Annotated in this window: 24 protein-coding genes and 2 pseudogenes; 14 read left to right on the top strand and 12 right to left on the bottom strand. The window is 40.0% G+C overall.

Annotated elements, in window-relative coordinates:
* The first annotated feature begins 11 nt into the window (after positions 1 to 11).
* From ACX27_RS13880 to ACX27_RS13855, 6 genes are all read left to right on the top strand, one after another.
* Positions 12 to 1,445, top strand: coding sequence for a c-type cytochrome (locus ACX27_RS13880; RefSeq protein WP_062293363.1), 1,434 nt, complete (start codon positions 12 to 14; stop codon positions 1,443 to 1,445).
* A gap of 51 nt (positions 1,446 to 1,496) precedes the next feature.
* On the top strand, positions 1,497 to 2,453 hold the full coding sequence (locus tag ACX27_RS13875; protein WP_062293360.1) for a hypothetical protein: 957 nt from the start codon (positions 1,497 to 1,499) through the stop codon (positions 2,451 to 2,453).
* 244 nt (positions 2,454 to 2,697) lie between these two features.
* Complete coding sequence (locus ACX27_RS13870) at positions 2,698 to 4,338, top strand: lipoxygenase family protein (RefSeq protein ID WP_062293357.1); 1,641 nt, start codon at positions 2,698 to 2,700, stop codon at positions 4,336 to 4,338.
* An 82-nt stretch (positions 4,339 to 4,420) separates the two neighbouring features.
* A complete protein-coding gene (locus ACX27_RS13865; RefSeq protein ID WP_062293353.1) occupies positions 4,421 to 4,726 on the top strand; it encodes a putative quinol monooxygenase in 306 nt (101 codons plus the stop codon).
* A gap of 107 nt (positions 4,727 to 4,833) precedes the next feature.
* Entirely contained in the window at positions 4,834 to 5,889 is a 1,056-nt protein-coding gene (locus ACX27_RS13860) for a saccharopine dehydrogenase family protein (protein WP_062293351.1), read from the top strand.
* Between the two features lie 103 nt (positions 5,890 to 5,992).
* Positions 5,993 to 6,319 (top strand): hypothetical protein, encoded by a 327-nt coding sequence (locus tag ACX27_RS13855; protein WP_200929944.1) that lies wholly within the window; start codon positions 5,993 to 5,995, stop codon positions 6,317 to 6,319.
* Positions 6,320 to 6,400: 81 nt separating this feature from the next.
* On the opposite strand, the gene ACX27_RS13850 is transcribed toward ACX27_RS13855, so the two are convergent.
* Positions 6,401 to 6,598: a hypothetical protein gene (locus tag ACX27_RS13850; RefSeq protein WP_062293348.1), complete on the bottom strand. Its 198-nt coding sequence runs from the start codon at positions 6,596 to 6,598 to the stop codon at positions 6,401 to 6,403.
* 417 nt (positions 6,599 to 7,015) lie between these two features.
* Between ACX27_RS13850 and ACX27_RS13845 the strand changes: the two genes are divergently transcribed.
* Positions 7,016 to 8,212, top strand: a complete 1,197-nt coding sequence (locus ACX27_RS13845; RefSeq protein ID WP_062293347.1) for an efflux RND transporter periplasmic adaptor subunit — start codon at positions 7,016 to 7,018, stop codon at positions 8,210 to 8,212.
* Between the two features lie 2 nt (positions 8,213 to 8,214).
* Here the strand turns inward: ACX27_RS13845 and ACX27_RS33820 are convergent, their stop codons facing one another.
* The 7 genes and pseudogenes from ACX27_RS33820 to ACX27_RS13815 form a co-directional block, all read right to left on the bottom strand.
* Positions 8,215 to 8,985, bottom strand: a complete 771-nt coding sequence (locus tag ACX27_RS33820; RefSeq protein WP_235526669.1) for a cyclic nucleotide-binding domain-containing protein — start codon at positions 8,983 to 8,985, stop codon at positions 8,215 to 8,217.
* A 30-nt stretch (positions 8,986 to 9,015) separates the two neighbouring features.
* Positions 9,016 to 9,690, bottom strand: a pseudogene (locus ACX27_RS33815) (DevA family ABC transporter ATP-binding protein); the annotation flags it as partial.
* Positions 9,691 to 9,709: 19 nt separating this feature from the next.
* Complete coding sequence (devC, locus tag ACX27_RS13835) at positions 9,710 to 10,876, bottom strand: ABC transporter permease DevC (protein WP_062293344.1); 1,167 nt, start codon at positions 10,874 to 10,876, stop codon at positions 9,710 to 9,712.
* Positions 10,877 to 11,124: 248 nt separating this feature from the next.
* On the bottom strand, positions 11,125 to 11,790 hold the full coding sequence (locus ACX27_RS13830) for a Uma2 family endonuclease (protein WP_062293342.1): 666 nt from the start codon (positions 11,788 to 11,790) through the stop codon (positions 11,125 to 11,127).
* A 361-nt stretch (positions 11,791 to 12,151) separates the two neighbouring features.
* Positions 12,152 to 12,598 carry a dCTP deaminase domain-containing protein gene (locus tag ACX27_RS13825; RefSeq protein WP_062293340.1) on the bottom strand — a complete coding sequence of 149 codons (447 nt, stop codon included), beginning with the start codon at positions 12,596 to 12,598 and terminating at the stop codon, positions 12,152 to 12,154.
* Between the two features lie 69 nt (positions 12,599 to 12,667).
* Positions 12,668 to 13,219 carry a dCTP deaminase gene (dcd, locus tag ACX27_RS13820; protein ID WP_241270786.1) on the bottom strand — a complete coding sequence of 184 codons (552 nt, stop codon included), beginning with the start codon at positions 13,217 to 13,219 and terminating at the stop codon, positions 12,668 to 12,670.
* Between the two features lie 104 nt (positions 13,220 to 13,323).
* Complete coding sequence (locus ACX27_RS13815) at positions 13,324 to 13,860, bottom strand: P-loop NTPase family protein (RefSeq protein WP_062293334.1); 537 nt, start codon at positions 13,858 to 13,860, stop codon at positions 13,324 to 13,326.
* 376 nt (positions 13,861 to 14,236) lie between these two features.
* Between ACX27_RS13815 and ACX27_RS13810 the strand changes: the two are divergent.
* From ACX27_RS13810 to ACX27_RS13800, 3 genes and pseudogenes are all read left to right on the top strand, one after another.
* Positions 14,237 to 14,798, top strand: a pseudogene (locus ACX27_RS13810) (adenylate kinase family protein).
* Between the two features lie 177 nt (positions 14,799 to 14,975).
* Positions 14,976 to 15,716 (top strand): ribonuclease PH, encoded by a 741-nt coding sequence (gene rph / locus ACX27_RS13805; protein WP_062293331.1) that lies wholly within the window; start codon positions 14,976 to 14,978, stop codon positions 15,714 to 15,716.
* Positions 15,717 to 16,295: 579 nt separating this feature from the next.
* Positions 16,296 to 16,670, top strand: a complete 375-nt coding sequence (locus ACX27_RS13800; protein ID WP_062293328.1) for a hypothetical protein — start codon at positions 16,296 to 16,298, stop codon at positions 16,668 to 16,670.
* 157 nt (positions 16,671 to 16,827) lie between these two features.
* Here the strand turns inward: ACX27_RS13800 and ACX27_RS13795 are convergent, their stop codons facing one another.
* Complete coding sequence (locus ACX27_RS13795; RefSeq protein ID WP_062293325.1) at positions 16,828 to 17,223, bottom strand: hypothetical protein; 396 nt, start codon at positions 17,221 to 17,223, stop codon at positions 16,828 to 16,830.
* A gap of 66 nt (positions 17,224 to 17,289) precedes the next feature.
* Between ACX27_RS13795 and ACX27_RS13790 the strand changes: the two genes are divergently transcribed.
* The 4 genes from ACX27_RS13790 to ACX27_RS13775 all read left to right on the top strand — a co-directional run bounded on the left by ACX27_RS13790 (position 17,290) and on the right by ACX27_RS13775 (position 21,342).
* Positions 17,290 to 17,976, top strand: a complete 687-nt coding sequence (locus ACX27_RS13790) for a response regulator transcription factor (protein ID WP_062293322.1) — start codon at positions 17,290 to 17,292, stop codon at positions 17,974 to 17,976.
* 8 nt (positions 17,977 to 17,984) lie between these two features.
* Positions 17,985 to 19,310: a sensor histidine kinase gene (locus tag ACX27_RS13785; protein ID WP_062293319.1), complete on the top strand. Its 1,326-nt coding sequence runs from the start codon at positions 17,985 to 17,987 to the stop codon at positions 19,308 to 19,310.
* 109 nt (positions 19,311 to 19,419) lie between these two features.
* Positions 19,420 to 19,761, top strand: coding sequence for a hypothetical protein (locus tag ACX27_RS13780; protein WP_062293315.1), 342 nt, complete (start codon positions 19,420 to 19,422; stop codon positions 19,759 to 19,761).
* 225 nt (positions 19,762 to 19,986) lie between these two features.
* Entirely contained in the window at positions 19,987 to 21,342 is a 1,356-nt protein-coding gene (locus ACX27_RS13775; protein WP_083468739.1) for an efflux RND transporter periplasmic adaptor subunit, read from the top strand.
* Positions 21,343 to 21,447: 105 nt separating this feature from the next.
* Here the strand turns inward: ACX27_RS13775 and cobT are convergent, their stop codons facing one another.
* From cobT to ACX27_RS13760, 3 genes are all read right to left on the bottom strand, one after another.
* The gene (gene cobT, locus ACX27_RS13770; RefSeq protein WP_062293307.1) at positions 21,448 to 22,575 is read right to left on the bottom strand and encodes a nicotinate mononucleotide-dependent phosphoribosyltransferase CobT; all 1,128 of its coding nucleotides are present in this window, start codon (positions 22,573 to 22,575) and stop codon (positions 21,448 to 21,450) included.
* A gap of 85 nt (positions 22,576 to 22,660) precedes the next feature.
* Positions 22,661 to 23,401 carry a DUF2232 domain-containing protein gene (locus ACX27_RS13765; protein WP_062293304.1) on the bottom strand — a complete coding sequence of 247 codons (741 nt, stop codon included), beginning with the start codon at positions 23,399 to 23,401 and terminating at the stop codon, positions 22,661 to 22,663.
* Between the two features lie 12 nt (positions 23,402 to 23,413).
* The gene (locus tag ACX27_RS13760; protein ID WP_062293301.1) at positions 23,414 to 24,115 is read right to left on the bottom strand and encodes a Crp/Fnr family transcriptional regulator; all 702 of its coding nucleotides are present in this window, start codon (positions 24,113 to 24,115) and stop codon (positions 23,414 to 23,416) included.
* Positions 24,116 to 24,321: the final 206 nt, after the last annotated feature.

Here is a 24,321-nt window from a genome sequence, read left to right as displayed (position 1 = left end):
AATGTAATTTTATGAAAATATTTAAAGAGAAATTAGGCAGGATTCTCGCCAGCATTGCTTTAGTTTTTGTGTTGTTAGTCGGGGGCGTAGGCTACATAGCTTGGTATCATTTATTTCGGGATGTGCCGCTTACCTACGAATCACCAGAAGAACATTTTAAATATGGTTCCATTGGTACAGAACCAGCCCAAGGGATACCTTATTGGATTTGGTTAGTTTTACCCCGCATCTTTCCTGATAAATTACCAGGGCCAGGCGGTTACACTTCTTTAGGGATTACTTGGGAAGAAGGCAAAGAAACCCCTGTTGGTTTTACGAAAAAAACCATTGGTTTTCCTCGTGTGGGGATTACTTGTGCGGTTTGTCATACTGCTACCTATAGAACCAGTCCCCTAGAAAAACCTCATATTTTTCCGGCTGGGCCTTCTAACAAATTCAATTCCCAAGCTTATGTGCGCTTTTTGGGTGCAGCCGCCAGCGACCCCAGATTTACCGCCGACTATATTTTGGACGAAATCAAATATAATCATGAGTTTTCTTGGATAGAAAACTTACTTTATCGGTTTTTGATTATTCCCCAAACTAAAAAAGCCTTGCTACAACAAAGCACCGATTTTGCTTGGATGGATTCTCGTCCCGACTGGGGGCCTGGTCGAATTGATCCATTTAACCCGGTGAAATTTAACACCTTAAAACTGCCCAAAGATGACACTATCGGTAACTCCGATATGATGCCAATTTGGAATCAGAAACTACACAAGGGATTTGCTTTACATTGGGATGGTTTAGAAACTTCACTCAAAGAAACTGTGCAAACAGGCGCAATTGGTGATGGTGCAACCAAAGATTCTTTACCTGTGGCTGATTTGCAACGAGTAGAAGACTATATTACCCAACTCTCGCCACCTAAATATCCTTTCCCGGTGGATGAGAAATTGGCGACGCAAGGGAGTCAAATTTTTGCTAACAACTGTGCATCTTGTCACGCCTTTGGTGGTGAAAGAACAGGTACAGTAATTCCTGTAGAAGAAGTGGGAACAGACCGCCATCGTTTAGATATGTGGACGCAGCAAGCAGCCGACACCTACAATCACTTTGGTGATGGCTACCCTTGGGACTTCAGCCAATTACGAAAAACTGATGGCTATGTGGCTGTATCTTTGGATGGACTGTGGATTAGAGCGCCATATTTGCATAACGGTTCCGTTCCATCTCTGCAAGATTTGTTAGCAAAACCAGAGAATCGTCCCAAAACCTTTTATCGGGGATACGATGTTTACGATTCGCAAAGAGTTGGCTTTATTTCCGAAGGAGAAGAAGCTAAACGTGTAGGTTTTAAATATGATACGACCGTTGCTGCTAATTCCAATCAGGGACATACTTATGGCACTGATTTGCCCAGTGACGATAAAAAAGCACTGATTGAATACTTAAAAACTTTGTAGACATGAACAGCATCGTCGTTTCAATCAAACTTGCAGAAAAGGGGTATTGTAATGGCTACAGACTATGTGTTGTTTATTCATGGTGTAAGTATTCGCAACGATAAATACGCCGATGAACTGTTTGAACGTCTGAGAAAAAGTGCAAGCGATCGCCAACGGAATCTCAAAAAAATCGCTCTTTACTGGGGTGATGTGAATGAAGAACTAGAAAATAAACTTCTAGGACAACTTCGAGTCTCACCTTATTGGAAAGATGTGTGGTTTAAAGAATTTCGAGAAAAGCAAATTATTCCCTTTGCTGGTGATGCTGCACTTTATATTAGCCGTCATGTCGGTGCAAAAGTTGTCAACCGAATGAAAACTCAAGCGATCGCCAATGGGTTACATCAAGCCCAAACAGATGATCGTCTACACATAGTCAGCCACAGTTGGGGAACAGTGATTTTGTTTGATATCTTGTTTGCTAGCCGTTGGGATGAAGATAAAGCACCAGGTAAAGATGATGTGATGGCTATCCGCGATAGCATTTTTGGTGTAGCTGGAAAAAATAGCGATCGTCGTCAAGGTATTCCCATTGCGAGTATTCATACCCTCGGTTCACCTGTAGCCATCTTTAGCTTGACCAATATCAACCCCGGTAAAGACAGTACCGATTCACCCAGTAGCCACGATATTACACCCAACCTGCAAAAATTTTTAGAGTGTTTACAAGAATTACGCAGAGGTAAAAAACTACCTTGGCGCAATTATCTTCATCCTGGTGATCCAATTGCTTACCCACTTCAAAAACTGATGATCGATTTAGTGGATGGCAATACCAAATACTTAGATATTCAAGATATCCCCACCCACAACGCCGGATGGTTAGAAATCCCTCTTGCACAAACACTTTTACCCTTGCTTTCTGGTGGCGACGCACATGGTAGCTACTGGCGCAACAACAAAGTAACTCAAGAAATCATTAATGTTGTCCAACAAGAAACTCCCACATCTGGTTTAGTTTCCTGACCTCTCCAAGTCTAAATAATAATTCGTAATTATTCCAAGACTTACGCAAAATTATGAAAAAACGAACCGCAAAGGGCGCAAAGGACACAAAGTTATAAAAGTTTGAGAGACTTCTTGCGTAAGTCCTATATTCATTAGCTGGGCAAAGCCCAGCAAAACATAATAAACATCTCTCTACCTTATCTCCCTTTTCACCCTTGTCATCCTCGTCTCCCTTTTCTCTTTTTTCTCCTTAAAAACTATCATGAAACCATACTTACCCCAGGTAGACCCTAACCCAAACATCCGTAAAGATGAGCTAGTAAAAAATCGAGAAGATTATAAATTTAATCATGATTATTTAGCTCCTATTCCTGTTATTGATAAAGTCCCCCATCAAGAACTATTTTCGGCAGAATATACAGCTAAACGCCTCGCCAGCATGGCAAATTTAGCACCAAATATGTTAGCTGCCAAAGCCAGAAATTTTCTTGATCCTTTAGATGAATTAGAAGAATACGAAGAACTGTTGACACTGCTACCTAAACCAGCAGTGATGAACAATTATAAGACCGATTCATGTTTTGCCGAGCAAAGATTATCAGGTGCTAACCCTTTAGCAATTCGGAGAATTGATAGTTTACCAGCAAATCTAGGCATCACAAATGCCCATTTTCAAAAATCTGTCGGGACAGAAAGTAACTTGGAAGCGGCTCTCAAAGAAGGTAAACTTTATCTATTAGATTATCCTGCACTTTTTGATATTAAAGGTGGAACTTCTCAAAATGTGAGAAAGTATTTACCTAAGCCTCAAGCTTTATTTTACTGGCAGAGCAATGGTGTAGCAAATGGTGGTTCGCTCCATCCAGTGGCGATTAAATTAAATAATGATGCTGGGACAGATGGATTGATTTACACTCCCGATGACCCTTATCTAGATTGGTTTTTAGCAAAAACTTCTGTACAGATTGCTGACGGCAACCATCAAGAATTAGGTAGTCATTTTGCCTATACTCATGCTGTTATGGCTCCTTTTTGTATTGCCACAGCACGCCAATTAGCCGCAAATCATCCCATTGCTTTACTACTAAAACCACATTTCCGGTTCATGTTATTTGATAACGATTTGGGACGCACTCATTTCTTACAGCCAGGTGGCCCAGTCGATGAATTTATGGCTGGTTCTTTAGAAGAATCATTAACTTTTGTCGTCAAAACTTACCAAGAATGGAGTGTTGATAAATTTGTCTTCCCGACATTAATGAAAAGTCAAAACATGGATGACCCAGATGTATTACCACATTTTCCGTTCCGGGATGATGGGATGTTGATTTGGAATGCCATTCATAAATTTGTCACAGATTATTTGCAACTTTATTACAAAACTTCCCAAGACTTAAGCGAAGATTATGAATTGCAAAATTGGGCAAGAGAATTAGTTGCTCAAGATGGTGGACGGGTTAAAGGAATGCCGGACAAAATTGAAACTATCGACCAATTAATTCAAATTATTACGGTTGTAGTTTTTACCTGCGCTCCTTTCCATTCTGCTTTAAATTTTTCCCAGTACGAATACATGGCTTTCGTACCAAATATGCCTTATGCAGCTTATCATCCCACTCCTGAAAGTAAAGGTGTGGATATGCAAACTATCATGAAGATATTGCCACCATTTAAGCAAGCTGCTGACCAAGTAATGTGGACGCATATTTTAACATCTTACCATTACGATAAATTAGGTTATTATGATGAGGAATTTGCCGACCCATTAGCACAGGAATTAGTTGTGCAGTTCCAACAGAATTTACATGATATAGAACGAAAAATTGATATTAGAAATCAAACTCGTCCTATACCGTATAATTTCCTCAAACCTTCCCAAATTATTAACAGTATCAATACTTAAAAAGGGAGTGGAGAGTAGGGAGTAGTGAAAATTTTATTATTCTAACTCCCTATTTTTGTCTAATTAAACAGGAGAATCTATCATGCCAAGTCAACAAGTCACAGTCACAGCTCGGTTAAAAGTCAAACAGGGTTTAGAAGATAGGTTTAGAGAAGAATTTGAACCTGTAATTGCGCTCACCCGTGCGGAAGATGGATGTATTAATTATGATTTACATCAATCTATAGAAGACCCTTCTGTATTTTTACTACATGAAAATTGGGCTAATCAAGCAATTTTGGATCAACATTTACAACAGCCTTATATTCGGGCGCTGGGGGCTAAAGCAGAGGAGTTTTTGGTAGAGCCACCGGAAGTTAAGTTATGGCAACAGGTTGTTAATAATTAAGTCCAATTAAGTTTAGATCCCCCCTAACCCCCCTAAAAAAGGGGGGATTTGAATGTTTATGAATTATGGCTAAGGGGGAGTAATGAATATTTAATTTGGTAAAAATTATGACGGCAAAAGTGTTATTGTACGGTGCAACTGGCTATGCAGGGAAACTAATAGCGGAAACTGCAAAAATTCATGGTGTAGAGTTAATTTTGGCTGGAAGAAATCAAGGTGCATTGGTATCAGTTTCTGAGAAATTAAACTTTGATTTTCGGGTGTTTAGTTTGGATGACGCGCAGGCGATCGCACAATCTCTGCAAGATGTTACAGTTGTTCTCAATTGTGCCGGGCCTTTTGCGAAAACTGCCAAATCATTGGTTGATGTCTGCTTGCAAACTCACACCCATTATTTAGATATTGCTGGCGAAGTTCCCGAATTTCAGGCTTTAGCAGCACGAAATGACGAAGCAAAAAATGCAGGAATTATGCTGCTTCCTGGTGTTGGATTTGGTGTAGTCCCGACGGATTGTCTTGCAGTTTACCTCAAATCTCAGTTACCAACCGCCAACAGTCTCACCTTAATCTATGAAACTGAAGGTGGTGTCTCTCAAGGAACTGCTAATACTGTTTTGCCGAGTTTACATGAAATGGGTGTCGTCCGCAAAGCAGGTAAACTAATTTCATCTCGACCAGCAGAACAAAAACTTCAAGTTGATTTTGGTGCGGGTTTAGTCACCGCCGTAACTAACCCTTGGCGTGCTGATCTTGTTACCGCATTCCACAGTACAAATATTCCTAATATCGAAACTTACACAGTCTTTCCCAACCCGGTGAGCTTTCTGATGGAAAGTAGTCAGTATTTAGGCTGGTTATTTAACTCATCTCTTTTTCAAAGCGCCTTAGCTAATTTAATTAAACAACTACCACAAGGGCCAAGTGCGGCAGAACGCGCTCAAGGTAAAGTTGGAGTTGTTGGTATTGCAAAAGATGAATCTGGTCGTCAAGTTACAGCGAAACTCATCGGCCCCGAAGCCTACGATTTTACGGCTTTAGCTGCTGTAGTAGTGATTAAACACATCATTCAAGGTGAAGTCACGCCAGGATTTCAAACCCCAGCTAACGTTTACGGTGCGGATTTGGTATTAGAAATACCTGGAGTAAAAAGATGGAGTGATTAAACTGTGGTTGTTTAATTGGCTTGGGATAAATTGCAACTACTGAATTTATTTTTGAGTACCGGATCATATTTAAGATAAATCTGTAGTTAAAAAAATCACAATAATGCAAGCCGTGTCATCGGAACTCACCTTAGAAAAAGTCAACCAAGCCATTAACGCTATCCTGGAGGTCTTAGGAACTCCTGAAACCGAATTACATCGCCAAGCTTTAGCCGCTTTCCAAAATGGAGATCACCAAACTGTTAAACGTTTAGCTTCTACCAATCTGTCTGATTACTACGTCAAGGCTCTTGGGTATCTTGGTGGAGCATTAAAGTTAACTCCCAATACAGATACCATCCTTGCAGAATCAGCACGTTCCGCCGCAGATTTTGCCAAAGAAAAAGCCCTCAAACAACTTGGAGAAGCGTTAGCAAAAGCCTTGTCCTAGAATTTGAATATAAAATCCAAAATTTTTTCACCCTCTGTTTGATCAACCAGGGGGTATTTTTGTTGGCTATTGACTTTCTAATTAGGTTCTTACTGTCCGTCGCTGCTTTCTATTGCTTACCACTTGACTCACAGAAGCTCCCGTCCCCAGTCCAAACATTCCCGCACTGATGCTGTACATCGTATCTTTGCCGAGTGCTTGCACTCCGAAATAGCCAAAAGCGATCGCGGCTAATGTTCCAGTAGTAGTTGCAATGATGACTTGATAACGACGCTTCATAGTCTCTCCTATTGATACCCACCAACTAACCCTAATCCAAAGCCTAGCCTCAACACACCTACTACCCCACTAAACTCGTGCCAAAATTCTTTTACCAGATAATTGTTAGAGAAGCCATTGTTAAGGGAAAACTGAAAATAAGAATCGGTCAACCTGATGTCTAGAATTACAAACCTACAAAGTAATATTTTTAGCTGGGAAATACCTGGGTAAACATATTAATTATACATCTACAGCAATCCTCAATGATTTCCAAATATCTCTCCTTTGTCTTTCCTGTACGTCTGATATCCTTTGTCTGTGTTGTTCATATACTAAACAATACTGCTATATTTCATGCTCCTTAAAAGGAATATAATTTTATCATTTTGTTTGTAATCATGATATTTCATAACAGAATATTTCCCTAAAAAAACAATGGTTAAAATGGAATTTAATCAAAATAAATCAATATCGAAGCTACAAATAATTACAATAGGTTTGTCTATCATTACTGCGATTAGTATTCTTGCTGTTGTGATTATACATAGGCAATCAAGGAATACAAATCAGAATAAATTACAAGAAACATCAAGTAGTCAACAATCTATAGTTCGTGTAGCAGCTTTAGGAATATTAGAACCACAAGGAGACATTATTCATCTGTCTGCGACAGGCGCAAATCAACGTTTGGCGAAACTGTTGGTAAAAGAAGGTGAACAAGTGAGTGCAGACCAAATTATTGCAGTCATGGATAATTTGAATCAATATCAAGCAAGTGTAGAAAACGCCAGAGCAAAAGTGTATGTGGCGCGATCGCGTTTAGCGCAAGTGCAAGCTGGTGAGGAGTCTGGACAAATTGAAGCCCAACGGATGAAAGTTGCAGAAACACAAGCAGAATTAACTGAAAATATCAAAGTGCAACAATCTGTGATTGCTAGTCAAGAAATTGAATTACGCAAAACCAAAGATGACTATGAACGCTACAAGGATCTGTTAGATAAAGGAGCGGTTTCTGTAGCTGAAACAGAAAAGAGACGTTTACAAGTTGAGATTGAGAAACAAAAATTGCAAGAAGCCAAAGCTACTCTCCGCAAACAAGTTAGTACAGGTAAGGAACGTGTAAAAGCTGCGGAAGCAACACTAGATAGTTTAGATCATGTTAAACCAACAGATATTTCAGTCGCCAAAGCAGAATTGAATGAGTCTTTATCTCAATTAGAAAAAGCAAAAGTTGACTTGGAATCTCTTTATGTGAAAGCACCCATAGCTGGTCAAATTTTAAATATTAACACCAGAGTCGGTGAAGTTGTAGGTAGTAAAGGGATTGTCGATATTGGACAAACACAACAAATGTATGTGATTGCTGAAGTTTACGAAAGTGATATTCATTATGTAAAAATCGGTCAGGAAGCAACAATTGTCAGTGAATACGGTGGATTTACTGGAGAAATTAAAGGAGAGGTAGATCACATTGGATTGCAAATTGAACAGCCAGGAATCATTAATGATGATCCTACTGCCAAAGCCGATGTCAGAATCGTCAAAGTGAAAATTCGCCTTCATCCCGATGACAGTGAAAGGGTGAGAACATTGAATAAGTTACAAGTTAGAGCATCAATTCAGATTAATTGAAATCACAAGTTGAGAAATTGATGGTGGAGTACAGAAGCTACGATATCGGAATTTGTATTGGATTTTAAAATCAGACTACAAAAACTGTCTCGATTAATTGCCATTAATTCAACGTCAGTACAAGCTATGGCTCGCAAGTTAACAGGATAATTTTGACCATCGAAAAATTGTACATTACCAAAATGTTCACCCGATTTGAGTTGAATTGTTCTGGATTCCCCTTGATCAATCACGGATATTTCCACTTCTCCCTCTAATATCAAGTAAACGCGATCGCCAAATTCCCCTTGTTGAACAATAATAGAATTAGCTTTGTATTGACTTCCCTTAGATTGAGAAGCGATCGCCACAATTTCCGATGGATCAACATTGGGTAAGGCTTTGGATAGATGACTTGTCATTACCCGTTGATGCAAACGACGCACGACATCATTACTAGTCAATTCTGAGTTATTCACGAACAACTGAAATAATTCTTCTTCAATCACCATTACTTTCACTTCTGAGTTTTTGGTGACACGAACTGTTGCTGTACGTTTTCCACCCCGTAGCAAACCAACTTCCCCAAAATAATCTCCGCGACTCAGCCGATTTAATAGGCGAGTTGGCTGATCCGGAAAATCTTGGAAAACTTCTACATCTCCTTCCAGCAGAATATAAAATTTCGTGGCTGGTTCTCCCTGGCGAACAATGATTTCCTCTGATGCGTAAGTCAACACAGTTGGTTTAGTGTTGGCTTTTTCTAGTAAGGCTTCATCAAAACCCGGTAACATCAAAGACAGTTCTTGGTTTAAAGCTAAACCGAGTTTGCCATCTTCCACATGCACAATCCGATCCGCCAAATCCAAGATGCGGTGATCATGAGTCACCATGAGAACAGCACTGTTGTGTTCTTTGGCTAAACGGTGCATTAAAGCGACGACATTACGTCCTGATGATTTATCCAGTGCTGCTGTTGGTTCATCAGCGAGTACCAACTTGGGTTGAGTTACCAAAGCACAAGCGATCGCTACCCGTTGTTTTTGTCCCCCAGACAGATTTTTAGGATAAACATCGATTTTTTCTCTTAATCCCACAGATTCTAAAATAGCAACTGTTTTCGCCCGCGCCGCCTGTACAGAAAAATCCGGCTGTAGTTCCAAAGACATTTGAATATTCTGCTGGACTGTTAAAAAATCGAGTAAATTACTAGATTGGGTAATATAACCAAAATTCCGGCGCATTTGGACTAATTGCTCTTTGGTTGCACCGTTGAGTTCCTGTCCTAAAATATTTAAACTGCCTTGCTGTACGGAACGCAGACAACCAATTAAACTGAGCAATGTGCTTTTTCCTGACCCAGAAGGGCCAGTTAAAATGACAAATTCCTTGGCTTTAATGGTGAGATTAATATCAAATAAAATCTGCTTTTTGAGTGTGGCTTCCCCAAAAAAGTGATTGAGATTTTGAATAGAAATAACAGTTTGATTAAGCACAATGATTCAGTTAATTACTAATTTAAAATAGGTCAGCAGGATTAGAATCTCTGAGCTTATTCATACTAACGAAACCAGAGGTAAAGCACATAATTATTGTTAATAACAGTACCAGCGAAGCTCGCGGCCATGTCATATTCATCGGTAAAGATGTAGCACCATTGACAATGGCATATAATCCCAAAGACATGATTAAACCAGGAATGTAACCCAAGACTGCCAAAATCAATGCTTCTTGAAACAAAATATTTAAAAAGAAACGATGTTTATAGCCTCTGGCTTTGAGAACGGCGTAGTCTGGTAAATGGTCGGTAATTTCACCATAAAGAATTTGATAGACAATAATTACTCCTACTAAGAAACCTACAAAAACTCCCGTAGTAAAGACAAATCCAATTGGCGCACTAGTAGCCCAATAATGCTTTTCATATTCGATAAATTCTTGGCGTGTCATCAACCGCACTTTGCGGGGAAGTTGAGCGCGGATTTGTTGAGCGATCGCCTGTGAATTTACTCCTGGTTTAAGAGTCACTAAACCCAAGGTAATATTATTAGAAGAACGATGAGGAAATAGATAATTAAAAGTCATACTACTGGTAATCAAATTACCATCATCAGCAAAAGAAGCACCAGCAAAATTCACTAAGCCACTAATCCAAACTTTATGACCAGCAATTTCAGCCGCAATTGGTTTTCCTGGTCGCAAATCTTGGAAAATACTGCCATATTCTTTAGAGTCGGAGTTGCGATCAAATAAAACCACACCTCTAGCTTTTAAAAGATGAGCAACTGTCTGAAAGTCTGCAATCTCAAAAGGAACATTATCTGGGTTAATCCCTAAAATAATAATGCCTTTGCCGCCACGAACACTGCCATAGCGAAAATCATCTCGTGCGTGGTAGACATAATTTACAGATTCAACTTCCCGAAAATTGAGGGCGCGATATAAATATTGGCGGGAAAAATCTCCAGTGTTCGCCAAAGTTTTCATATCAGTGTTGATTAAAACCAAATCTGCTTTGAGAAGTTTATGCAGTGCTGTTTGGCTGTCATAAAGAGAATCTAAAAAGGCTAACTGCATAAAAATCAGAATGGCTGCAAAAGCAATACCTAAAATCGCTACAACTAGGCGTAGTTTATAACGAGTCAACTGCAACCAGGCTAACGGGACTCTGCCCAAAAAATTCATGTAAACTTTTGTACGTAAATTTGAATAGATTAATCTTAAATTTCCCAATTTTATGCGTTTGCTATCACTGTATACACATATTTTGCACCTAGCCCCTACAAATGGAATTCGCGGCTACAAAAACAAAGTCCGCCTTTGCGAACTAAGATCAAATCAAGGGTTTTGTCCGTGTGGCTGCGACTTCAATTGCTTGCTACAAGATGTGAATATAGGTAGGGAAAAATTGTCTATTCTAACTTTCTTTACACTTATTTTGTTTGTAATTGCTGCATCAACCAATTAGCGGCTGCGGTATTAGTTTCTTGAGCTAATCTCTCCAGTGTTTGTTCTACAAGGGCGATGGGTAAACCAGTCAATACCTGAGAAACTTCGATAGCTTGATAGATACCTGTTGCTGTTAAACCAAATGCAAACAATCGCATTCCTTTAACATCAATTACCCAGTATTCTGAAATTCCTAAACTAGCGTAAAGTTGCTTTTGCTCATCCAAATCAATTCCTAAAGTGGTATCAGCAATTTCTCCTACTAAATCAGGTAGACGATGACGGTCAAGAATAATCCGACGTGGTTCACCTGGTTGCCATTTCGGAATATCTTGACCTTTGTACAATACTAAATCTGGCGCACAGGCGTGGGTTTCGGGCTTTTCAATTAAACAGCGTCCGTAGGATTGCAATACCATCTCTGGGTGTAGGAACGCCCAAACAAAGAAAACTGCCGTCATCAAATCGCTAAAAGAAGAATGTCCTAGTCCTTCTGTTCCCATATCAACCCATAACCATCCCTGATGAAATGCAATTTTACGCCAATCAATATCCGGGTTATCTCGTACTGCCTCATAGTCCTGCCAAGTTGCATCATACTGCTGAAACACCAGAGAAGATTGGTTAAATTGTTCTAAGGAGATGGTCATTACCAGACACCTTACAAGTCCGATTGAGTGTAATGTGCGATCGCCTCTATGATAACGAGACTTTAATTTCTACGAAAAAGCTGCGAAATTACTAGTAGGTCATTAACGTCTTCCTATCATTCTTGACGCTATTACTGATACAAATCTTTCTACCGCTATACCTATTGTTACAGTTACTCCAAATCCTGTAGAATTACCAAACTTGTAATAACCAATAACACCAGCTATTCCTATAATAGCTGTCGATAATAATACTAGTTGAAGGTCTTTAAAGAAAGATTCACGGCTAGTCTGAGATAATAGTCTAAAGAATTTGGAACGACTTGAGCTTGAATTATACAAAGATGCTGGTGATTCATTTTTAAAAAAATACAATGGTACAAAATCTTGTATAGTTAAGTTTAATGACATCACGCGAAAAAATTATTTGTATTGGTATCAATAATTCTCCTTCTGCCCAACCTGGATCAACCTTAGTAGATATATTAGATAACCCCCTGGAAACTTGGGATACCCTTGACAATATTAAGGCAGAGATTGAACCATCTTTGGGCATTCTTAGTTTTTCGTAAGTACCTATTAAAGCTATATCTCCAGGTTTAATTGCTATTGATTTACCTTCTGATAAAACGTCTAAGTTAGGTTTAGCAATAAATGTTTTATAAAAGCCTCCTACTCTTAAATCATAGCCCATAGGTGTTATGCAATCATCTGATCCATCTTGAATTAAGAGTGTTTTAGTATCATTCCATTGTGCTTCGTCATAACATAATATCTTTTTCAAATCTGTATCTGTAAGTATCGACATCTTTTGAATAACCTTGACTTTAGCAATTGAATATTCAATCAGATAACTTAACTTTTTGCCTTTATAATTTTAAACCTTGGCAAGAGTTACCACGTCTGGCTGATCTTGGTATTTACCTCGACGTGCTTGGTAACTCACACTACAGGGTTCACCTTCCAAAAACATTAACTGTACTATTCCTTCATTGGCATAAATTCGACAGTCAGCACTGGAAGCGTTAGATAATTCTAGTGTTAAGTAACCGCGCCAAGCCGCTTCAGCAGGCGTTACGTTTGCAATTATACCACATCTTGCGTAAGTACTTTTACCTATACAAATTACTGTAATATTATCTGGTATTTCCAATCTTTCAAGAGCAACACCAAGGCCATAAGAATGTGCCGGAAGTATAAAATAACTGCCATTAGTGTCTTTATGAAGTTTTGTTGGCACTAAATTTTCAGGATTAAAGTTTTTAGGGTCAACGACTGTGCCTGGAATATGCCTAAAGATTCGGAAATCTTCTGGTGAAAGTCTAATATCATAGCCAAAACTGCTAAGTCCAAAAGAAATGACAGGAAATTCGTTGCATTGACGAATTAAACTTGGCTCAAAGGGCGAAATCATTCCTTTTTGAGCCATTTCAGTAATCCAGATATCGTTCTTAATCACAAGATCACAAGTAATTCAAACAAACAAGATTACTAAGATACCGTGATTTGCGACTAATAATCTATGCCCTTTGTTTAGGGGCGATCGCTCCGGCGAATTTCGGTAATTTGGTCGGCGACATCTAACAGGGATTTGGGCATTTCTGGGCCTGTGAGAATTATATCGATGTGGGGCGGACGTTTTGCTAAGAAAGCTAAAACATCGGCTTCGGGAATCAAACCAAAGTTGATGGCTAAACTTAACTCATCTAAAACTACCAGGGAATATTTACCTTCGTAGACGACATTTTGAGTGTGTTGCCATAATTTTTGTAAAGCTTGGTTTTCGGCTTCGTCTAGTTGTGGTGTATCGATACAGCGAGGCAAATCACAGCGTATCCAGTCAAGATTCTGCCCTAACTGAATTGGTTTGTCCTGTCCTTGACCAATACCGCCTTTGAGAAACTGTACTACTAATACAGATGTGCCTTGACCAGCAATTCTTAAGGCTTGCGCCATAACGGTGGTGAAAAAGTTACGGTGAGAACTGGTGAAAACCTGCACAAGCCCTTCTACTGGATTTGGCAAAGAAATTGTCGAATTGGTGCTAAAAGATTCTAACTGGGCAACCATAAGGAAAATTTATAAAATTACACAAAATGCGAGAATTTTTGCAGCTATTTATAACAAATTTGTCTGTAATAGGCAAAAACTAATAACGACTTGTCTCTTGCCTTTTAACCCTTCGGGTTCGCCATTTGCTTTATGCCGGGAAACCCGTCCACCGCAATGGCTCACTTTTTACTTTTGCCTTATTGTACTAGCTTTGTTCTCAGGTCAAGGTTTACAGATGAGATATTGACATTTTCGTTTTTTGGATGACACTAGTCGCAACACGATCGCAAAATTTGGAGCCATGAATGAAATTAGCCGAGTCTCATCAGAACTCTGAATTTGGAAAAAACAGAGTAGAATGTTGTGAATTTTACCAGATGAGGAGTGAAGTCAAGTGAAATTAGTGATTCTGGGAGGTTCAGGATCAGGTAAAAGCACTCAAGCGCAAAGGCTGGGCAGACACTTTGATATACCTCAGATTTCTACGGGTGAAATTTTACGGGAAGCGATCGCTAACTATAGCGAACTCGGTCGCCATGCACAACCCTACGTAGCCAGAGGCGAGTTAGTTCCCGATGAAATGATGATTGAATTAATGCGGCTGCGCCTGACAAAGCCTGATGTTATTTGTGGTTGGATATTAGAAGGTTATCCCCGCACAGCCTTTCAATCAGAAGAATTAGATTTTTTATTGGATACTTTAGAGCAGAAACTAGACTGGGCAATTTATTTACAAGTCCCGCAAGCCGTCATGGTCAGCCGTTCTTTGGGGCGTTCTCTACCAGATGACCAACCAGAAATCGTCCAGCGCCGCGTAGAACTTTTTTTACGATCGCACTATCCCCATCCTAGAATATTACGACCGTCGCCGCCGTCTGTTAACCATCAACGGCGATCAAATACCTGATATGGTCGAACAGAATATTCTGAATTTGCTGTTGAGTGCTGAATGTTAAGTGCTGAGTTTTTTATACTGAGCGACTTGTAGCGAGCGTTCGCGCAGCGTCTCCGCCAGGAGAAGTCGACAGGAGTCAAAGTGTGAGTTTTGAGTCAAAAGATAAAATTTCAGATTGCAAATTTCAGACTTCACACTTCACACAGTATCCTAATAGGAAAATCTTGAGGCAAATCCAATGGCATGGCAGCGTCCCGATGGCAGACAACCTTACGAACTCCGCCCTGTAAGCTTTCAGTCTGGCTTTACTCGCTTTGCACCTGGTTCAGTTTTAGCTAGATGCGGGGATACTCAGGTACTTTGTAATGTCAGTGTGACTGAGGGAGTACCAAGGTTTTTAACGGGAAGTGGCAAAGGTTGGTTAACGGCTGAGTACCGAATGTTACCCGCCGCCACCCAGCAACGCCAGGAAAGGGAATGGTTGAAATTGTCGGGAAGGACGCAAGAAATTCAACGGTTAATTGGACGCAGCTTAAGAGCAACTCTAGATTTTGAGGCTTTAGGAGAACGTACCATCACTGTAGATGCTGATGTATTGCAAGCAGATGCAGGAACCAGAACCACAGCCATTACAGGTGGTTTTGTGGCTTTAGCACAGGCCATTTCGCAATTATTACAGCGCGGGGTGTTAGAGCGATCGCCTTTATGTGGACAAGTCGCAGCCGTTTCTGTAGGCTTATTGGAAGGTAAACCATATCTAGATTTAAATTACCCAGAAGACGTAGCCGCTACAGTAGATTTCAACGTCGTCATGGATAATTGTCTGGGAATCATTGAAGTTCAAGGAACAGCAGAAGAAGGTAGTTTTACTCGCACTCAGTTAAATCAACTATTAGATTTTGCCGAAAAAGGTATTCAAGAATTATTAATTGCTCAACGCGAGGCTATTCCTGACTGGGAAAAACTTTTTGAAGTCTGAATTCTGAGGTGCGATCGCCTGACCATTTTAACGTGAAATGGTTTAGTGGAGTAGCTTGTTTGGGGTTTGGGAAGAAAGGCCTGCAATAGATAAGCTAGAAGCCCATCCCACAATCAGATTCAAATCAAAATTTAAAAAACAATTGTCAAGAAAATATCAATTATGAGAGAACTAGATAAAAATAATAATATAAGCATAAATGATACTTTGATTTCTGAAAAATATAGTACATCCACAAAACACTTTTTCCTATTCTCGACTCCCTAATCCTTACTCTCAGGCTGTACAGATAATTTCTAAAACAAACCAGACTAATGTAGCTTTTATCGTTTCAGTTATTCGTAAATAGTTTTTTAATTTTTAAGATTTCAAAATTTTCTAAAAATAAGTTAGCTCAAGTTTACATTTTTTAACATTAGTAATGGTATTCACTTCCAATTTTTTGGAGAAAGATTGATAATTAATGACTTAGGTATATCATTTCGACAGATTATTGGAATAATTAAATAATTCATAAGTATGTTTAACATTGCCAGTAAATTGAATAACATGGAGGAAATATACTGACGAGGGTATTAGATGGAGCCATTACAAAACCAGATTCTAACTTTGAGCCATAAACTGGATGCCCTCTACCAGGTAATTGAGCAGCTAGATATTAAAGTTGCTCAGGCTTTCACAGAGTGCTCCTTGGCTAAAACATCTGTAAAAGATAACTATCAAGAAAATAGCGAGACTTTTCCCTATCAGTTCAAAGGACAAATTAGTTTTAATCAAGAACTAGAACACAAGGATGTTCTGACAGATGGCGCTTATATAGATATGAATCGTCAAGGCGGGGATAAGATTTTAACACCAGAAATTCAAATACAAAGACTAACAGCGCAATTAACCGCAGCTTATAATCGAATTGCGGCATTAGAAGAACAATTACTCCGCGAAAGAATTCATTAATGGCTCATTAGTAGATATTCCCAAAGATTTACCGGAACTTGTTAAGTCCGGTATTTTTGTGTTTATATTAAGTATCTATAGGAATCCGTTTTGATTACTGAAATTATCTGCATAGGTAGGGAGTAGGGAGTAGGAATACTAGAGGTAGTATTTAGTATTAGTTTTCAAGGCGATAACGTATTAACTGTTTAATTGCTGTGATTGGTAGTCCTACAGCTTGAGCGATCGCGGCATCAACTTGAGCGAATTCAGTCACAGGAAACTCAAATTCCATTTGCTTTAACACTGAATCAGCAGTGTAAACTTTGACTTCAGTCAACTTTTCTTGACGTTGAATTAACGCTTCAATAGACATGACAGCCACGGAAACAGAAAACTGAATTTGATGTTTTGAGTCGGCGTGGATTTGAGCAGTTGTGCCATAGGTATAGCTCAATACTTGATGCGTTAGCAAACCTGTACTCAACCAAAAAAACAGTCCGATTAAAGGAATTGGCAGCCAAAACTCTAGTCCTAAACTATTGAGTAATTTTAGCCAGCGATTTCTAGCCATAATACAGCAAAGTTTGATGATGAATTAATCATAGGAAAATAAAAAGGAAGTACAGCGACGTGATGAATGAGAATCTTAGTTGTAGAGGATGATATCACTCAGTTACAACCACTACAGGGTGCGCTCTTGAAAGTCGGACATATTGTAGATGCGGCTGAAGATGGCGAAACAGCTTTGTGGTTGATGCAACAGACAGATTATGACTTATTAATTTTAGATTGGATGTTACCTAAGATTAGCGGTATTAGTCTGTGTCAACAGTATCGTCAAGCCGGAAAAACCTCTCCAGTACTGATTCTCACAGCTAAGGATGCAATTTTGGATAAAGTATCTGCTTTAGATGTTGGCGCAGATGATTATCTAGTGAAACCGTTTAGTTTACTGGAATTGTTGGCACGAGTCAGAGCATTAGGACGCAGAGCGCCACTTTGGCAAGGTGACAAACTAGAGTTAGCCGACTTACAACTTCATCTCAACACTCTCACCTTAAAACGCCAGGAAATTACAGTCCAGCTATCAGGTCGAGAATTTCAACTACTGGAATACTTTTTGCGACATCCTCAGCAAGTACTAACTCACGATCAAATCGAACAAGCACTTTGGGAGTGGAATAGACAACCAGATAGTAAAGCAATCACGATGTTAGTGCATCGACTACGGCAACGCTTACAGTTGGTGAAAGCAGAAGATTGGCTACAGACTGTTTACGGGATAGGATATCGATTAGTTGCCCCTGAATCATGCGATCGCTAATTCCTAAAATGTTTAGTCGTAGTCGGCGTAATCTAGCTCGCTGGTTTACGCTCTCGATGGGGAGTATTTTAGTGTTATTCGCAGCAATACTTTACTTTTTAGAAGCTAAAGACCAATTGCGGGCATTTGACCAAGAACTTTACAATACAAGTCAGCTGATGGCGGCTGGCGTTGAAGATGGACGTTACCAAGAACAGCAACGCATTAGTCTTGAAGATGTTCCGATCTTGGGCGGTGAAGCTTTACCTTTTAACAACAAAATTATTTATGCTCGTTGGTACACTCCCAAAAAGCAACTACTAGAGTTTTTTGGTGTCATTCCGTCAGAGCAGTTAAATAATCAACTAGGGTTTCAAACAATTAAGTTAGATGATGCTACACAAAAAGCATACCAAGAGGGCGATCGCGTTTCTAGCAGTATTGGTCACAGTAAACTGCTGCGTCAATTAACAGTTCCTGTTTTTCAGGATAAACAATTAATCGGCTATCTGGAAATAGCAGCTTCTCTAACGCCTGTTGAAGAAACTTTATGGTCGCTGAGACTGTTTTTAATAGTAGGTGTACCCATTGCCTTAAGTGTAATTGGTTTGACTGGTTGGTTTCTTGGTGGGATGGCCATGCAGCCAATTCGCCAATCCTACGAGCAATTACAACGTTTTACGGCCGATGCTTCCCATGAGCTACGCACACCGCTTCAAGCAATTCGCAATTATGCTCAGTTTGGTTTGCTCGAACCAATCGACCCTAGTCAACAACAAAGTTCCCTAGAAAATATAGACCAACTTGCGGAATCTATGGGAATGCTGATTAGCAATTTATTATTCTTAGCTCGGAATGAAGGAAAGTTAAAGCCAGAGGCACTTAAGCTTGTCCATTTGGTTAGCTGGCTTGAAACATTAGTAGAAGAATATGCTGACTCAGCCAAGGCAAAAAATTTAGAATTCACCAGCGAATTTCCTCAACAATTGGTCATGTTGAGAATCAATCCAGATTTAATGCGGCAAGCAATTACAAATCTTCTCAATAATGCCTGCCGATACACGCCGTCTGGAGGTAAAGTTCATTTACGAGTTGTTCTTGTATCTCGCTGGGTGATAATTGAAGTCCAGGATAGCGGTATTGGGATTCCAGAGGCAGATTTACCGCATATATTTGAGCGATTTTATCGAGTAGATAGTGTGCGATCGCGCCATACAGGTGGCTTTGGGTTAGGATTAGCGATCGTACAACAGATTGTTCAGGCACATGGGGGAGAAATCAGAGCAGTCAGCCGTTTGGGTGAAGGCTCTACATTTCAAATTACTCTACCATTCACACCTCAATCGTCACCATAACGAGCAATAGATTTTCCAGATTTAAAACCTTACTGTTACTTTCTTGTTACTTTTATCCGGCAATCTGAAAGTAAGCGTCAATTACACATCAGATTGGAGGATTTAACTAATGAATTTCAATCCAACACCCAGTATCGTCCTAACTGCTTTGTTTACGTTGCTAATTCCGTTTCAGGTAGGAGCGCAGAAAACACCCAACCAAGTTGAGAATTTCCCTAACGCTCGTGTTACTACTATTTCCGGCCAAGTTACTAAGCTTTTAGATGATGAGTTCATTCTCAACGATGGTAAGGGACAAATCATCGTTGAAGCAGAACCTCAGTTGGGGCAACCCATTAACCTGGCTGTAGGAGAAAAAATCACCGTAGTTGGCAACTATGACGACAATGAGTTCAAAGCTCTGAGTATTACTCGTGCCAACGGTGAAACTATTCAAATTAATGACGATTAAATTTTCTGCACTCCAGGATTTTTCCCACATCAGAAAACTAGGTAGGGTTTGATACTAATTTGCAGAACGCAAAGACCTTAATACACAATCTACCGTGGTGGGCTAGAAATTTTGTAACTAAACAGAGCGCAATGTTTACTCTTCTGACTACGCGCTCTGAAAGAAATCCTTAATAAATAATCGTTTTAATTTGTCTTGGGTTAGTACCACAGCAAAGGTAAGCGAATGAAATACGAGATGTTTTTTTTAGCAGCCCTTTTAGCAATCACAGGCTTGCGAGCTATCGTGTTATCCTTTTTTTCTAATTCTGCGGAATCTACTGGTACTATAACTAGCACTATCAAACCTATAGAAGTAGAAACGACGCTGACCAAGAAAGCATTCAGTCTGGGTAGAACCTCCTTGAATGGTGCTTTGGAAGCGGTAGAAACCGTTACTATTACCAGCCGCGTTATGGGACAAATTAAAACTTTGCCAGTCCAACAAGGCGACAGAGTTAAAGCAGGTCAAATCATTGCGATTATCGATGTTAGAGATATTGAGGCGCAACGCAATCACACATCGGCTGTGATTTCCCAAGTCCAAGCAAGTGTAACAGTTGCCACTGTCGCCGAAACTCAAGCCCTAGCAAACAAAACTCAGGCACAAGCACAACTCAACCACGCAGAGGCGCATTACCAGGAAGCCGAAACCAAATTACAGGAAGCACAAGCACAACTAGGAGAAGCCCGGTTAAATCAAGAACGTATGGCTATGTTGCAAAAAGCTGGTGCAGTTAGTCAATTACAACTAGATACAGCCAATACACAGTTAGCATTAGTTGAATCTCGCATTCAACAGACACAAGCTGGGATTGAACAAGCCAAGCGGGACATTGAGCAAGCCAAAGCTGCCGTCAAACAGGCAAGTTTCCAAGTCCAACAAGCACGAACAAGAGTAGAACAGGCGCGTTCTCAAGTTCAGCAAGTACAAGCAGAAGTAAAGCCAACGATCGCTCACTTAAACCACAGCATTGTTACAGCACCATTTGCTGGAGTCGTCACAAAGAAACATATAGAAGTAGGTGCAATAGCGAGTTTTGGACAACCTTTAGTAACATTAGAAAGTAGCGATCGCCTGCGCTTTAGTGTTGTTGTACCAAAATCAATGATGTCTGTGGTAAAACAAAAAGATGAAGTAGAAGTGCATCTAGATACTCTCAACCGTTCTGTACGAGGACAGATAAATCAAATTATTCTTTCAGCAAATCCCAACAGCCCTAGTTTTACTGTCAAAATAGCCTTGAAAAATACCGCAAATTTAATGCCAAGAATGATTGGACGAGTGGAACTACCTAATGAAAGTCACTCAGCAATTACAATTCCTCAGAGTGCTTTATGGAAAAGAGGTCAGTTACAAGGAGTCTATGTAGTTGGTGTAAATAACATTGCTCAATTGCGCTGGGTGAAAACAGGCAAAGTAAAAGATAGCAAAGTAGAAATTATTTTTGGGTTAAAAGAGCAAGAAAGAATTATTACCAGAAATATAGAACAATTAAGTAATGGACAACAAGTTATCAGTAATTTTGTGGGAAACAACTGAAGAACTCAATTTTTTTAGTTTAAAAATTTAAATTTTATGCAGTAATTTGTATGTTGATTACTGATATTATTTCCGGCTGATCAGTTGTTATTCGATAGAAAAACTTTATAACCCATGCAATCTTGAAAGACTCAGCCGTTGGAATTGGTCTTCAATAGCTGCTAAAAGTTGAGATTGTTGCCAATTTTGGTAAAGATAAGCTGCTATACAGGCGGCTCCAGCGCCTACTCCTTCTTTAACAAAACCCTGTTCATAAACTTGGAGTTGTGGATAACGAGAATTAGCAAAATTTAGCTGTGTTGATAGTAAGGGTGGGATTGTACCTGGATGTTTGCTGCTTTTATCTAAGCTGAGGGCTAAATCCACAGTCCCGCCCGTGGGGTCTTCGGCTACCCAACGAGTTGTACCGACAATTACTTCAGCAGGTTGCCAAAATAAGTTATGTGCTTGGGAAATTGCTGTAGTTAAAGCGTAAACTGCCAGCATTTGTGTTCCGCCTGCTAGTATTACTCCACAACGACGACTAGCTGCGATCGCCATTCCTGCCAATACCACTTGCATCGGATCACCCACAGCTGCCACAATTTTTAACGGATCAGCATCATCAGGAATGTGTTGTAAGCCAGATTGGACAACTTGCCATTTTTGTTGATGGTTACAAATTGGGTGACTGCTGTTAACTTTACCCGTTGCATCGATACCTAACGCAGTGAGTACAGCTAAAGCGGTTGTTGTTCCGCCAACAACACATTCACTCAAAATGACGTAACTTTGTCCAACTTCAGCCGCCAAGCGATCGCCCCAAATCAGCCCTTGTTCTAGCAAGTGTTTGACTGTGGCTAATTCCATCGCCTGACCCGTACTTAAACACCGAGCAGGCGCACCACCCAAATCAATAGCTGGTACAGCCGGAAACAAAGATAATCCCGCATTAAACAAACGCACAGGTATTTTAAGTCCTTCCACCACAGCGCGAGAAATTAACACAGGCGATGCTCCCGCCGTCAGTGGTGGTAAAGAATACTGCGGCTTATGTCCAGCACCATAGTATAAAAATTCGGCATCTGCACAAGCCGTATACTTGCGGTCTTCTGGCGTGCGTCCAGCCGCCGAAATTCCTGGAATTAAAGCAGTTTCTGTAAAACCTAAAACACAGGCAAACACAGGTAAACAACCACTATATTTAGCAATCCAGGTTTTACCTTGTTCTATTTGAGTATAAATCCGAATCATAAATTAAGAGTCAAGTGTCAAAAGTCAAGAGTAAATAGTGAAAAACTCCTGCCTCCTGCCTCCTGCCTTCTGCCTCCTGCCTTCTCTACCCTTCATAATCCATCATGACTTGTACCCAGCGTGGCGGACGGGGAATAGGATTGCCCAAACGATCTAGTAGTAGCCATGCAGCCAGATGTACAACAAATAAATAAATAAAGTTATTAATAACCACCAAGGCTAAAGCCCCGATTTGAATCAAAAATACGCTGGGACTGTTTAACAATCCGAGTTTGAGAAATATCCATTCAGTAATTTCTGTAACTTGATTAATTAAGTAAATCCATAAATCTTCCCCGGATAAGACAGACAGCAACCACATCCGAAAAAAGAAGCCCAAAGTGCCTAATAACGTAGCTAAAGTGATAGACACAATCCAAGGAACTCGACGATGCCAAGTTGCGCCTAACAGTACGCCCATGAGCGCAAAAGGTATGACAAATAATAGACTGCGAACAGGCCCCATCAGCACCGATAACAACAAGCCAGAAGTAACAGCCGCCATCCATGATGCTCTGTGTCCCCAACGCAGGTAAACTAGAGCGATCGGTACAGGAAAAAATATCCGCAAGACTGGCCCCAAAGGAAAATAAAAATTAATAAACCAAATTAAACTGGCAGTACTGGCTAAAAATGCTGTTTCTACCATCCGTAAAGGTGCTGCGGCTTTGAGTTGGGGAGGGTGTAATTGGCTGTGGTTTTGGGGTAACTCCTCTGGGTTAGGTGGTAAAGACACAGAAGATAAGCTTTCCTCTGGCTCATCGGGCAGAGAATCTATAATACTCATTTTGAAAATTTTTTATACAATCAATCTTTCCAGGGCTGACACATCAGGAATACAAATAGTTTCTTGATCCCGTTGAATTAGCCCTTTCTTTTCTAACCTAGTTAAGACTCTTGTCACTGTTTCTCGCGCCAACCCACTTAAACTACTTAATTCTCGATGAGGTAGATTCGGAATTTCTGTTCCTGTTTGCGCTCGTTTTCCCTGACCTTCAGCTAAGAATAACAAAGTATCAGCTACCCGCGATTGACTATCAGATTCTCTCAGCCGCAAACGACGGTTGACTTGGCGCAAACGCCTAGCCATCAACTTGGATAATCTTACACCTGCTAATGGTTCGATTTGGAGTAACTTGACAAAATCTTGAGCCGGCAAACTACCAATAACAGTAGTGGTGAGGGTAATTACATCGGTAGAACGAGGCACTTCATCTAAAGCCGCCATTTCGCCAAATAATTCGCCTTTACCTAAAATATTGAGAGTTACTTCTTTACCCTCCAAATTATAAGTACGAATTTTTACCCAACCTTCAAATATAAAATATACAGAACCACCCCAGTCATTTTCCAACAAAATCACTTGATTTGCTGGGTGTGTCCGCGTCACAAGATGGATAAGGGCTGGTTCAACAACAGATTCTGGCAACCCTTGAAAAAAGGGAGCCGTTCTGATCCACGGGTGAAAAGGTTCTTCTTGCAAGCTATATCTGTCTCCCATTACGGCATCTTCATTAAAGGTGTTACACACAAAACAAATAAAAAAGCTGATCGCAGCCTAAGCCATCAATGCCAATACTTTTTAAAATACAGACTTCAGCCATGTAAACAAAATTACAACAAAAGCATTTTCAGAACAGTCTTACTGACACAGTTTAAATAAAGCAAAACTTTTGCAAGTAATGTCTAAGTGCCTCTGGGATAATT

The organism is Nostoc piscinale CENA21, from assembly GCF_001298445.1.
Lineage (GTDB): Bacteria > Cyanobacteriota > Cyanobacteriia > Cyanobacteriales > Nostocaceae > Nostoc_B > Nostoc_B piscinale_A.
The sequence above is the reverse complement of the archived record's forward strand: the minus strand, read 5'-3'. Positions and strand labels throughout refer to the sequence as shown.

Bases quoted from the DNA above. Each gene is read 5' to 3' on its own strand.
- cobT (WP_062293307.1), bottom strand. From the start codon at position 22,575: ATGATTCGGATTTATACTCAAATAGAACAAGGTAAAACCTGGATTGCT.
- ACX27_RS13815 (WP_062293334.1), bottom strand. From the start codon at position 13,860: ATGGTTGCCCAGTTAGAATCTTTTAGCACCAATTCGACAATTTCTTTG.
- ACX27_RS13830 (WP_062293342.1), bottom strand. From the start codon at position 11,790: ATGACCATCTCCTTAGAACAATTTAACCAATCTTCTCTGGTGTTTCAG.
- dcd (WP_241270786.1), bottom strand. From the start codon at position 13,219: ATGGCTCAAAAAGGAATGATTTCGCCCTTTGAGCCAAGTTTAATTCGT.
- rph (WP_062293331.1), top strand. From the start codon at position 14,976: ATGGCATGGCAGCGTCCCGATGGCAGACAACCTTACGAACTCCGCCCT.
- ACX27_RS13880 (WP_062293363.1), top strand. From the start codon at position 12: ATGAAAATATTTAAAGAGAAATTAGGCAGGATTCTCGCCAGCATTGCT.
- ACX27_RS13800 (WP_062293328.1), top strand. From the start codon at position 16,296: ATGGAGCCATTACAAAACCAGATTCTAACTTTGAGCCATAAACTGGAT.
- ACX27_RS13795 (WP_062293325.1), bottom strand. From the start codon at position 17,223: ATGGCTAGAAATCGCTGGCTAAAATTACTCAATAGTTTAGGACTAGAG.
- ACX27_RS13775 (WP_083468739.1), top strand. From the start codon at position 19,987: ATGAAATACGAGATGTTTTTTTTAGCAGCCCTTTTAGCAATCACAGGC.
- ACX27_RS13780 (WP_062293315.1), top strand. From the start codon at position 19,420: ATGAATTTCAATCCAACACCCAGTATCGTCCTAACTGCTTTGTTTACG.
- ACX27_RS13850 (WP_062293348.1), bottom strand. From the start codon at position 6,598: ATGAAGCGTCGTTATCAAGTCATCATTGCAACTACTACTGGAACATTA.
- ACX27_RS13875 (WP_062293360.1), top strand. From the start codon at position 1,497: ATGGCTACAGACTATGTGTTGTTTATTCATGGTGTAAGTATTCGCAAC.
- ACX27_RS13845 (WP_062293347.1), top strand. From the start codon at position 7,016: ATGGTTAAAATGGAATTTAATCAAAATAAATCAATATCGAAGCTACAA.
- ACX27_RS13785 (WP_062293319.1), top strand. From the start codon at position 17,985: ATGTTTAGTCGTAGTCGGCGTAATCTAGCTCGCTGGTTTACGCTCTCG.
- ACX27_RS13765 (WP_062293304.1), bottom strand. From the start codon at position 23,401: ATGAGTATTATAGATTCTCTGCCCGATGAGCCAGAGGAAAGCTTATCT.
- ACX27_RS33820 (WP_235526669.1), bottom strand. From the start codon at position 8,985: ATGTTACCGGGTTTTGATGAAGCCTTACTAGAAAAAGCCAACACTAAA.
- ACX27_RS13865 (WP_062293353.1), top strand. From the start codon at position 4,421: ATGCCAAGTCAACAAGTCACAGTCACAGCTCGGTTAAAAGTCAAACAG.
- ACX27_RS13760 (WP_062293301.1), bottom strand. From the start codon at position 24,115: ATGGGAGACAGATATAGCTTGCAAGAAGAACCTTTTCACCCGTGGATC.
- ACX27_RS13870 (WP_062293357.1), top strand. From the start codon at position 2,698: ATGAAACCATACTTACCCCAGGTAGACCCTAACCCAAACATCCGTAAA.
- devC (WP_062293344.1), bottom strand. From the start codon at position 10,876: ATGAATTTTTTGGGCAGAGTCCCGTTAGCCTGGTTGCAGTTGACTCGT.
- ACX27_RS13860 (WP_062293351.1), top strand. From the start codon at position 4,834: ATGACGGCAAAAGTGTTATTGTACGGTGCAACTGGCTATGCAGGGAAA.
- ACX27_RS13855 (WP_200929944.1), top strand. From the start codon at position 5,993: ATGCAAGCCGTGTCATCGGAACTCACCTTAGAAAAAGTCAACCAAGCC.
- ACX27_RS13825 (WP_062293340.1), bottom strand. From the start codon at position 12,598: ATGTCGATACTTACAGATACAGATTTGAAAAAGATATTATGTTATGAC.
- ACX27_RS13790 (WP_062293322.1), top strand. From the start codon at position 17,290: ATGAGAATCTTAGTTGTAGAGGATGATATCACTCAGTTACAACCACTA.